At 59.9% G+C, this 9,207-nt stretch carries 15 protein-coding genes; all 15 read right to left on the bottom strand.

Translation table 11 applies throughout. The features are described 5' to 3' along the window. Positions 1-105 precede the first annotated feature (105 nt). Complete coding sequence (locus tag AC097P_RS18190) at positions 106-1,053, bottom strand: hypothetical protein (RefSeq protein ID WP_479611844.1); 948 nt, start codon at positions 1,051-1,053, stop codon at positions 106-108. After that, positions 1,050-1,646: a hypothetical protein gene (locus AC097P_RS18185; RefSeq protein ID WP_479611843.1), complete on the bottom strand. Its 597-nt coding sequence runs from the start codon at positions 1,644-1,646 to the stop codon at positions 1,050-1,052. Before AC097P_RS18185 ends, AC097P_RS18190 begins: the two co-directional genes overlap by 4 nt. Then, a complete protein-coding gene (locus AC097P_RS18180) occupies positions 1,633-2,157 on the bottom strand; it encodes an HNH endonuclease (protein ID WP_479611842.1) in 525 nt (174 codons plus the stop codon). Before AC097P_RS18180 ends, AC097P_RS18185 begins: the two co-directional genes overlap by 14 nt. A gap of 62 nt (positions 2,158-2,219) precedes the next feature. After that, positions 2,220-3,206, bottom strand: a complete 987-nt coding sequence (locus tag AC097P_RS18175; RefSeq protein WP_479611841.1) for a hypothetical protein — start codon at positions 3,204-3,206, stop codon at positions 2,220-2,222. Positions 3,207-3,215: 9 nt separating this feature from the next. After that, complete coding sequence (locus AC097P_RS18170) at positions 3,216-3,707, bottom strand: hypothetical protein (RefSeq protein WP_479611840.1); 492 nt, start codon at positions 3,705-3,707, stop codon at positions 3,216-3,218. A gap of 1 nt (position 3,708) precedes the next feature. Further along, positions 3,709-3,987 carry a hypothetical protein gene (locus tag AC097P_RS18165; RefSeq protein ID WP_479611839.1) on the bottom strand — a complete coding sequence of 93 codons (279 nt, stop codon included), beginning with the start codon at positions 3,985-3,987 and terminating at the stop codon, positions 3,709-3,711. Next, a complete protein-coding gene (locus AC097P_RS18160) occupies positions 3,984-4,157 on the bottom strand; it encodes a hypothetical protein (protein ID WP_479611838.1) in 174 nt (57 codons plus the stop codon). The genes AC097P_RS18165 and AC097P_RS18160 overlap by 4 nt, the downstream gene beginning before the upstream one ends. Continuing rightward, complete coding sequence (locus tag AC097P_RS18155) at positions 4,154-4,354, bottom strand: hypothetical protein (protein WP_479611837.1); 201 nt, start codon at positions 4,352-4,354, stop codon at positions 4,154-4,156. The genes AC097P_RS18160 and AC097P_RS18155 overlap by 4 nt, the downstream gene beginning before the upstream one ends. A gap of 91 nt (positions 4,355-4,445) precedes the next feature. Next, on the bottom strand, positions 4,446-5,000 hold the full coding sequence (locus tag AC097P_RS18150) for a hypothetical protein (protein ID WP_479611836.1): 555 nt from the start codon (positions 4,998-5,000) through the stop codon (positions 4,446-4,448). Then, on the bottom strand, positions 4,997-6,166 hold the full coding sequence (locus AC097P_RS18145) for a hypothetical protein (protein WP_479611835.1): 1,170 nt from the start codon (positions 6,164-6,166) through the stop codon (positions 4,997-4,999). Before AC097P_RS18145 ends, AC097P_RS18150 begins: the two co-directional genes overlap by 4 nt. Beyond that, positions 6,166-7,029 (bottom strand): hypothetical protein, encoded by an 864-nt coding sequence (locus AC097P_RS18140; RefSeq protein ID WP_479611834.1) that lies wholly within the window; start codon positions 7,027-7,029, stop codon positions 6,166-6,168. The genes AC097P_RS18145 and AC097P_RS18140 overlap by 1 nt, the downstream gene beginning before the upstream one ends. A 25-nt stretch (positions 7,030-7,054) precedes the next feature. Further along, on the bottom strand, positions 7,055-7,360 hold the full coding sequence (locus tag AC097P_RS18135) for a hypothetical protein (RefSeq protein WP_479611833.1): 306 nt from the start codon (positions 7,358-7,360) through the stop codon (positions 7,055-7,057). Between the two features lie 2 nt (positions 7,361-7,362). After that, the gene (locus AC097P_RS18130; protein WP_479611832.1) at positions 7,363-7,629 is read right to left on the bottom strand and encodes a hypothetical protein; all 267 of its coding nucleotides are present in this window, start codon (positions 7,627-7,629) and stop codon (positions 7,363-7,365) included. Beyond that, positions 7,626-7,877, bottom strand: a complete 252-nt coding sequence (locus tag AC097P_RS18125) for a hypothetical protein (RefSeq protein ID WP_479611831.1) — start codon at positions 7,875-7,877, stop codon at positions 7,626-7,628. Before AC097P_RS18125 ends, AC097P_RS18130 begins: the two co-directional genes overlap by 4 nt. Further along, positions 7,874-8,884, bottom strand: a complete 1,011-nt coding sequence (locus AC097P_RS18120) for a phage Gp37/Gp68 family protein (protein WP_479611830.1) — start codon at positions 8,882-8,884, stop codon at positions 7,874-7,876. Before AC097P_RS18120 ends, AC097P_RS18125 begins: the two co-directional genes overlap by 4 nt. Positions 8,885-9,207: the final 323 nt, after the last annotated feature.

Genomic DNA, 9,207 nt, shown 5'->3' with positions numbered 1-9,207 from the left:
TGCTCCTGGTTGGTGGTGGTGAAGTGGTGGGGTACTTGCTGAGCTGGTGGCTTGAATGGCTTTACCGCCTGCACAAACCCAGCATCGGTTTTCCCCCGAAACGGGTTACGCGGCTTTGGATGACATGCCGTGCTTGTTGAACACGCGCACGCCGGGCAGGTTGGTGTTCAGGCCCAGGCCGCGCACATAGGCGCGCAGCTTCACGGTATCGACGCCCAGCAGGTTGATCAGCGCGGGGTTTGCGGCGACGTGCTGGACCAGCGACAACAGGCTGGACACCTCAAAATCGACCGTGACCTTCACCGAATTGCCCGAGGCCTTGGGCGCTTCTACGTGGACAACTGGTGCGCTGGTGACGGCCAATTGCGTGTGCAGGGCTGCGGCGGACTCGTTGGCCCGTGTCATGGCCTCCTGGTCGCGTTGTTGGGCCTGCTGGGCGTCCAGATCGGCCTGCAGGCGGGATGCAGCGGCGGCACGTTCGGCTTCCTCTGCCGCGGCCTGGTTGCCGGCGGCGACTGCAGCAGCAGCCTCCTGGGCAAGACGGTCCTGCTCGGCCTTGGCGGCTGCGGCCTGTGCGGCGGCTGCGTCGGCAATGCGCTTGCGCTCCGCGGCTGCGGCCTGCTCGACCTTGCGGGCTTCCTCCGCCAGGCGCTGGCGCTCTGCTTCCGCTGCCTGCTCGGCCACGCGGCGAGCTTCGGCGGCTTTGCGCTCCTGCTCCTGGTAGTAGGTCAGCATCGAGCCCTTGATAACTTCCTCGGCCGACTCCAGCACGGTCATCGGGCCGGAAAACATGGCATTGACTGCCTTCAAGGCCTTGTTCATGGGGCCGGTAATGCTGGTGCGCAGCGCTTCCAACCGGTTGATGCGGCCCTTAACCGACGCCAACTCTTCGCCGGCCAGTTTGTAATCGTCATCGTTGGTGATGACAAACGCCTTGGCCATGCGCAGCGAGGCGTCGGCGGTGCGCACGGTGACGGCCATGTCTGGCAGCGCCAGGGCCTTGACTTCGGTCAGCACGCTGGGTGCATCCGGTGTTGCGGTATCGGTGTTCATAGTGAATGACGCTCCTTGAAACGCTGAACAGTCAGCAGGGATAGAAAAACGGAAAAATCGGCGGGGTCGGAAAACTCGTGCAGCTTGTAGTCACCGTCCGGGAAGAGCTGCAGGGCCCCGCGGCGTGCGGGCTGGGTGCGCCCGTTGGCGCGGAACATTTCGGTGTAGGCAGCGGTTTGCAGGCCCACGATTGGGCTCATGGACACCGTGCTTTTCAGGTCGATGTCCCAGACATTGCCAGCGATGGCATAGCTGCGATCGATGGTGCCGGCGTACCGGTGGACCGGGTGGAACAGGCGCTGCTCGTTGGCAAGAATCTTGACTTTCTTGTCAGCCTTAAAGCGCTTGTATCCGGCCAGGTAACCCGCGATAGGCACAAGCCCCGCGCGGCCGGCTTCGGATTCCTCGTCCAGGTCGTCGTTGTCCAGCAGTTCGCACGCCCGGTGCACCGCCGTGCCCAGTGCGGCCTTGGCATTCAAGACCGCAACAGGTATCCCCTCGAAGGAATACAGCTGCTTGAGGACAGTCGTAACCGAAGGAATGACAATGCCATTCAGTCGATAGGTGTGTGAAATCGGCTCAAAGTCCAACATGCGACCACCTCTTTCCTGAAGAAATCAGGGACACCAATGAGCGAGAGACGTTGTGGCGCCTAGCTATGGACAGCTTGGTTTCGCCAGTGGATATTTCCCGCTTGATTGCCGTCACTTCCACCTCGGTCAAGACGGCGCGACCGTTTGTTTCGCCCTTCTGGTGACGATCCTTTTGCACCATGTCATCGACGTTGGCACGTTGTGTTCCAAGGAACAAGTGATCAGGGTTGACGCAAGCGGGGGTATCGCACTTGTGCAAGACAAATAGCCCATTCGGTATTTCTCCCTTCGCCAATTCCCACGAATACCGGTGGGCAAGAATGGTTTTCCTTGATTTATCCGTTTTTGAGCCTGTGCCGATGCGTCCATATCCGTGCTCATCAGCACCACCGAACCACAGCCAACAACCAGTGGTCTTGTTGACTTTTGACCAAAACCTTATTGCTATGTCGGTCGGTGCATTCAGGTTGATTTCATGACTTCCGTGGACCATCACGCGGCGGTAGTGCATTTGGCACATGCCCCGGCCACTCGATGGCTTATCGCAATCAGGGACGCTGCAGGTCTTCATGCTTAGGCGCCCGCGGCCAACAGCTCGGCCTTCATGGTGTCGAACTGCTCGGCGGTCAGGTCTTTGAGCGCTGCCGCGCCAATACGCATCAGCATCGACTCAACCGCTGCCTCGGGCAATTCGATTGCCTTGATCTTGGTTTCCAGGTACTTCACCTGGTTGGGGCTGATGCTGGCAATCTCGCCGGTCGCTGGGTCGGCCTTGCTGGCGGCGGTGGCCTTGGGCGCCGGGTCTGTCGCGGGTGTGGCGGCGGTTTCTGTCTTGACTGCGGCGTCCTCGACATTCGCGCCCGCATCGGTGGTTGATGCTGCGGCCGCTGCCTTGGCTTCCGACTTGGACATGGGGGCAGCTGGTGCTGCTGTGGCAACTGGAACAGCATAGACCCCATCTGGTCGGGCTTCCAAGTCGGTGATGTCGTGCAACTCTTCCGCCGTTGGCAAGCCCATTCCAAGCTCAGGCGCATAGCCACGCTGCCAGAACGATGCTGACCGGTAGATAAACATCTGGTCAGCCATCGTCAGCCACTTGCTGCCGTTTTTGCTGCTCCAGCCTTCCGCCTTAACCATCTTCCAGGTGACAAAGATTCCATCAAGACGCTGGCCGGTTTCACGCTCAATTGCCCATGCGCGGCAACCGTAGTCGTCTGCGCCAGGCTTTCCGGTCCACTCATAGCGCAGGCTCGAAAACCGACCGCATGAATTGATAGTGGCAATCAGAAACTTGGCAGACCAGCCCGGCTGTCCGTGAACCATGTAGAGGTTCTGCATTACGAGCAGGGGGTTTGCGCGCATGCGCTGCGCCATGTCCATTGCGATCATGCAATTTGCAAGATTTCCTTGGTACTGCTTTGGCACCAGTTCGCTACTGGCAAACGCCTTGGCTACGCGCTGCAGTAGCTCGAAACCTTCGAGGTCAAAGAAGCCTGCAATTACCGGTGAGTTATTTGCGCTCTGAGCGGAGAGTGCATGTTGGTTGGTTGGTTCTGTCATGGGTAACTTTCAAGTTGGTTGTAATTTCTTGCGCTTGTTGGCGTTCTGCTCGGTTGGGGTTGACCACTTACAGTTGCCTGGTTCGTAGTTGCCATTCGTTTCTTTTCTGTCCAGCGTCTTGCCTGGTGGCCGCGCGCCAAGGTCGGAAAAGAAACTTTCAAACGATTCAATCCACTGTGGGCAAATCGTTATTCCTCGACCGCCGTAGTCCTTGAACTGGCGGTGACCGCTGTCTGTGCAGCGAATAATCATTGCCCTCCAACTGCGATAAGTAGGAGAGCCATACATGCCGTGCGTTGTCTTGGCCTGGCGCATGTTTTCTTGGCGCCTGCAACCGCAAGACTGCGTATCTCCGTTGCGTAGTGATACAGATCGAACATCGACTGCGTTCCCGCAATCACACTTGCAGGAATAGACAGTTGCTTTTCCTCTGCTTTCGGCCTTCGAAATGGCAAGCAGATTGCCAAAGCGAAGCCCTTCAATTTGGATGCGGGCGCTCATGTTAGAAATAGCCAGCCTGCCGGGGGTTGGCCTCAATTTGCAGGCGCAGGGCCCGCGCATCGCTACGCTTTTGATAGCTATCAACGCGCTTGCACTGGTGCATAGCGGTGTCTATTGCCATTGCGACAGACTGCTGGGCCTGCTCTGGGGTTTGGTTGCGCGCAGCGCAAGCGCTGCACTGGCAAGTGATGGGCTGGCCCTTGCCAAACTGAACCAGCCGGTAGCACGCTTCCCGGCGAATCTGCGGGATAGCCAGGCCGTTGATGGTGAAGACCTTCATACAGCCTCCACGTTCAGCGCGATGTACGGGGCACCCTTCACGCACTTGCTGGCCAGTTCGTCAGCGTTGGCCTTGAACCACTCCAGGGGCTGGTTTGCCTCCACTGTGAAGGTGTGCATCGCGGTGACGCCGCACTTCAAAGGGACGAACACAGACAGCCGGGCGATCATGCTGCCACCGCGCAAAACACATCCTGTGGCAACTGTTCAACCGTCAGACCCAGGCGCTTTGCCAGGTCGAGGGTTTCACGCTTGAGGGTTTTGGTGCCGGCGATCTGAGCCAGCACACGGGCTGGTTCGTTGGCGGGGTAGGACTGGATCACGCCGTACACGCTGCGCACTTCGATTTGAATAACTGGATTTGCCACGCTGACCTCCTAATTAATTTCTGACCTGTGCAAAGAATACCCGAAAACGGATAGCATGTAAACCGTATTCGGGTAGTTGTGCGCAAATAAATTAACGAAGCGATCCGCCCAGGTCGTGCCGGGCGATGTGCTGGACGAATAGCTTGGGCAGTTCTCGCCGCAAATACAGCTCGCGCTGCCGCTGATTCATCACGTCCCAACCGTCTTTGCTGATGCCGTACTTCCACACACCGTCGGCGAATTTCACATGGGCATGCATGGCACGCGAAAAGGGGTCGCGGTCAATCCGTGTCATCAAGGTTTCGAGTTGCACGAGGTAGAGGCGCGGAGGCTGCGCGGTATCAAGCGCCGACACGACCATGTACGGCGTTGGGTTTGGATCCGCCCAGGTCGTCACCGGTTGGTTGTCGGTGCTCTTACAGTGCATTTCTATGGTTTCCGTGGCTGGAAACAGGATCGACATATGGCCGGCCAGCTCCTTCGCTCGCGTCAGCACGTCGCGCAGCTCCGCAATCTCAGTGCGCTGCGACGACAAAGTGTCCTGCTGGCCCTTAACCACCTCTCGCAACATCACGTTGTGGGTGGTGCTTACCTCCAGTGCCTCGCGCGCCCTGCGGCGCTGGTTGCGTCCGTAACGGCGGCTCATTTGGCGACCTTTGCATTGATGGCTGCGATAAATGCAGCCTTGATCCCGTCAAGCAAATCCCGTTTTTGCCAGTCTGGAAGAATGCCGAACGCCATCGAATAAAGGTGCGGGAAAGCCGCTAGAGCCTGTTCTTCGCTCAGCTCCAGCGCTTGGCTTGGCTGCTTCATCGGTAGTGGTGAATGCTTGGGCTTCGCGGCCTGTTTGGCACGAATGGCCTCCACTTTCGTCCAGATGCGCGCCAGCTCGGTTTCGGCCGCAGTGTGCATATTCAGCTCGTTGGCAAGGCACAGTGCTGCCAACGTAACCATCACACCGCCGACCTCTTGCGAAGGCTCCCCAATAGGGCGGCCAAACACGTAGTCAACCAGTTGGTGCGCCTCGCTTTGAGAGCAGCCGCACGCCTGCACCAGCTCCAAGGCTTCTTCAAGGAATCGGTGATTCCGTTCTTCCTTGTTGCCTGCGATCATTTCGCCAAAACACTCAAGCATCCAGGGGGCAACGCGGCTCTGGAATGGCTCAGCATGCACGCTGCAATTGCCCCATGCATAGACCTCGGTGAGCGCCGATGCCAGTGTGGGGTATGCCGCGGTGTCCCAGCACTCGGGGTAGTGGATGGCCTGGGCAAACATCACGCCCTCAGACACAGGCTGCACTTCCATGGGGCCCGGCTTCCAGGCGGCATCGCGCTCGGCCTTCGCCGCCTGTAATTCATCAAAGAAGCGCTCCGCGGCCTCGCAGTGTTGCTCGCCGTATTCCTTCCAAGTGACAGGCCACAGTGGTCCGCACCCATTGGGGCATGGTTCTGTCTCGTTGTTGCCCGCGCCCACGGTTCCGGAGGCAACGTAGAGGTTTGTACGGATAAGCTGAAATTTACACTTGGCGCAGCGCATGACACCCGGGCAGATCGCCTGTTTTTCCAACTCAGCCACACGCGTTTGCGCCGCATCGCGCTCGCGGCGGTATTCAGCCTGTTCGTGTAGCGTATCGGCCCACGCGCCGTGCAGCTTGCACTGCTCCGTGTTCACATCCCCATCGAAGCGGCAGGCGCACGCCCCCTTGGGGGCCGTCTCCAGATTTTGGTGGGCCTCCACAATGGTGTACAGGGTGGCGCGCTGTTCCGTGGTCAGTGTGTTGTCCTGCAAAGCCTGTTTAAGTTCCTGTGACATCACGCACCCCCAATCACCGAACGCCCGGCCGCTTCATACGCACCCCGCAGCGGCCCGGCGCCAATTCCCACCCACTTGTCGGCGGGCTCCCGTGGCCCGAACCAGCAGAACGGCACCACGGCGGCCACCTCATGATTGGAGTGGGCGAAGTTCATGAACGGAGTGGGGTCCTGCCCGAACGCACCACCTGGCAGCAGGATGGTCCGCGCATCCGGCCGCTTCGCGTGCAGCAGTGCCTGATACGACCCGTGCAGGATGCTGCTCTTCACGTCGTAGTCATCGACACCCACCCAGTCGAATTGCCCAATGCAGATGAAGGGCTCCGGCTTGGCCGCGTAGATGCAACCCAGTTTCACGCCGGCAATTTCCTGGTAACGCGCTGTCACTTGGCGCAGCGTCCTGCAAGCCTCGTCCAGGTGCTCGATGGAGAATGCATTGGTGTTGGGTTCGTCCAGTGGCACCAGCACCTCCACGAAGGGCAGGGCGCCCCGCAGCCGCAGGTAGTCAAACAGGCTGACCAGCAAGGCCTCACGGTCGCCCCTCAGTGCAAAGTTGCGCCCGTGGTCGGCGATCTTCTCGAACAGTTGCGGCATCACGTCCAGCACCGTGGGCCGGGCCATTGCCAGGATGTCGTCAGCCGCCTGAGCAACACCGTGAAACTGAGCCTCCCAATGCAGGTTGGTGTGGCCGATAACCTCGGCCACCTGGCCTGTCTCACAGGCGTAGTAGCCATACAGCAGGTCCTTGCGCAGTTCGTGGGGCGGCGGCACCTCGATGTCGTGGCCCTTGGCCTTCCGATTGCGGAAATAGGCTATGGCGATGAATACCGCCAGGGCGGCGAGGATTGCGTAGGTGTATTTCATGGTTGGAACTCCTGTGTTGTGTTGATCAAAATGGGCATTCGTCGTCGTCAATAGCCATCAGCACGGCCTGGCGGCGAGTGGCCCAGACCTTCCCGGACACCGTTACATGGGACGGGACCTCCACTGACTTGGCCAGCACTGCCGCCTCAAAAACGGCGAAGTGCTTGCCAGGCCACTGGCTCGCCAGACGCTTGGCTTCTTCTTCCGCGATTTCTCGGCTGGGCTGCACCGTAGTGGACCGGTTGTCCTCCGGTATGCGCTTGCCTCCCGGGAAGGTGCCAGACCACCCGTCGATGCCGCTGATTTCGAGAATGATGCAGGGGTTGCTCATGATCAGAACCCCTTAAACTCTGGCATTGCGTCGAACTGGTCGCGGGTCAGCATCACGGGGCTGATGGTGTATTCACCCGGTGACTCGGCAACGATTGCGGCGGCTTCGTGCGGCTCCATGATGCAGCGCGTACCGTCATGCTCAAGAACGGTGAACTCCTCCGGCTTGTAAAGGCTGCAGTCTGGAAAGTGGGTAGCCGATGGGTACTCGCGTCCGCCGATCTCGACCACCAGGGACATGCGGCACCTCGTCATGCAATTGCAGTTCATGATGCCTCCGGGCGCAACAGGCGGGCAATGTGGCCGGTGTACACGGCCAACACCTTCCAGTACAGGGCCATGGGCGCCTTGTGTGTGCGCCAGCACTTCTCTGCTTTGGCCTGGGCGTCGGCACGCATGCCCAGCAGCACCGCGCGCAATGCGGCCTTGGACTCCGGCGCCAGGTTGCGCAGCGCTTCCGCGCCAGGTACCGCAAGGACAGGATTGCGCACCTCGGGTGCGGTTGAACGGTCGCTCATGATGGGTACCCGTCCCAAGTGCGGCCGTCCAGCATGCGGCCGGCGGCTTTCTTGCCGGCGTGACCCATTACCCAGCCGTCTGGCGTCGTCACTTTCTCTCGTACTGGGACGCCCTCCACTTGACCGAGCATTGGTATCCAGTCACCCCACTGTTTGAACAGGAAGGGAACTCCTGCATCCTGACATTGGTCGCGCAGGTCTCTAGCCCATCGCGGGCTCATAGGCCGGGCGCCTGAGCCGCTCTCGCCGCCGGCAATCACCCAGTCGAGTGCCGGGAGGTCGGGTGCGGGTTCAAAATCGCCGTCTACACAATCGGTAGTCCCCTTTAGGGGGTATATCTCGCAGTCGCCGTTTATGTCGATGTAGCGCAGGTCCACCGGACCCAGCAGCGGCTCCATGCTCAGGAAGCGTTTGGCGGCAGGCACGGCCAGCAGCTTAGGGATGTCGCGGTCGGCTTCCTCTTGGTTGACGATGGTGGCCCCGATCCACACGTTGGGCCATGGCCAGGGGTTCACCGGCAGTGGTATGCGCGTAATGTCGCCAAGGGCTTGTTGGATCATTCCTTTGGCATTGCCAATGCGCTTGGTCAGGATCAGCCAATCGAGGTTTGGGGTTTCCGCGATCAGACTGAAAAGATCCATGCGCCACTGCGGATCAACCGCGTTGTCGAACACATCGGCCATGCTGGCGCAAAACACGCGCTGGCGGACTGGTGCCGTCATTTCGTGGTGGCAGGGCTGGCCTTTGGTTTTTGCCAGATCCTTGTCGGTTCCGCGCTGCCCACACTCTTCGCATACCCAGAATTCCTGCTTGTTCCAGCGCTCCGGGTCGCCCCAGTTTTTGACGCTGGTGCGGCGGCGCTCGGCGCCTGGCCCCCAGTGCTGACCACCGGTGCGCTTGTCCAGGTTTTCGGCATAGCAGTGGTCGCAGCCAGGGCCGACCTTCTGGCATCCCCACCAGGGGTTAAATGTGTGGTCGGTCCACTCGATAGCTGAATTTGCGCTCATGGTGTCGGTTCCCTGTACCTAAAAATTGGTTTCACCAAACAAGAGTGGTGAAGGCTCGTTAACTTGTTGTCCGACTCCCGCATCACCAGCGGGTGGCCGAAATACTTTGTCGCTAGGCACGGCTGGTGGTAGCCCTCAACCCGCACGAATACCTGTCTGGTTCGCATCAGCATGAAGCGCTGGCCCACCGGCACTTCGCGCAGCTTCATGCCCTTGCCCACACCACCACCTTGCAGAAGTGACGACGCAGCGCCCGGCGCGCTTTGCGCAGTTCGTACCAGGCCCAGAAGGGCCAAAGCAGAAGCACAGCGACCACAACCAGC

The organism is Rhodoferax sp. ZS1R8 (assembly GCF_056521325.1).
This window is presented reverse-complemented; position numbering and strand designations above follow the sequence as displayed.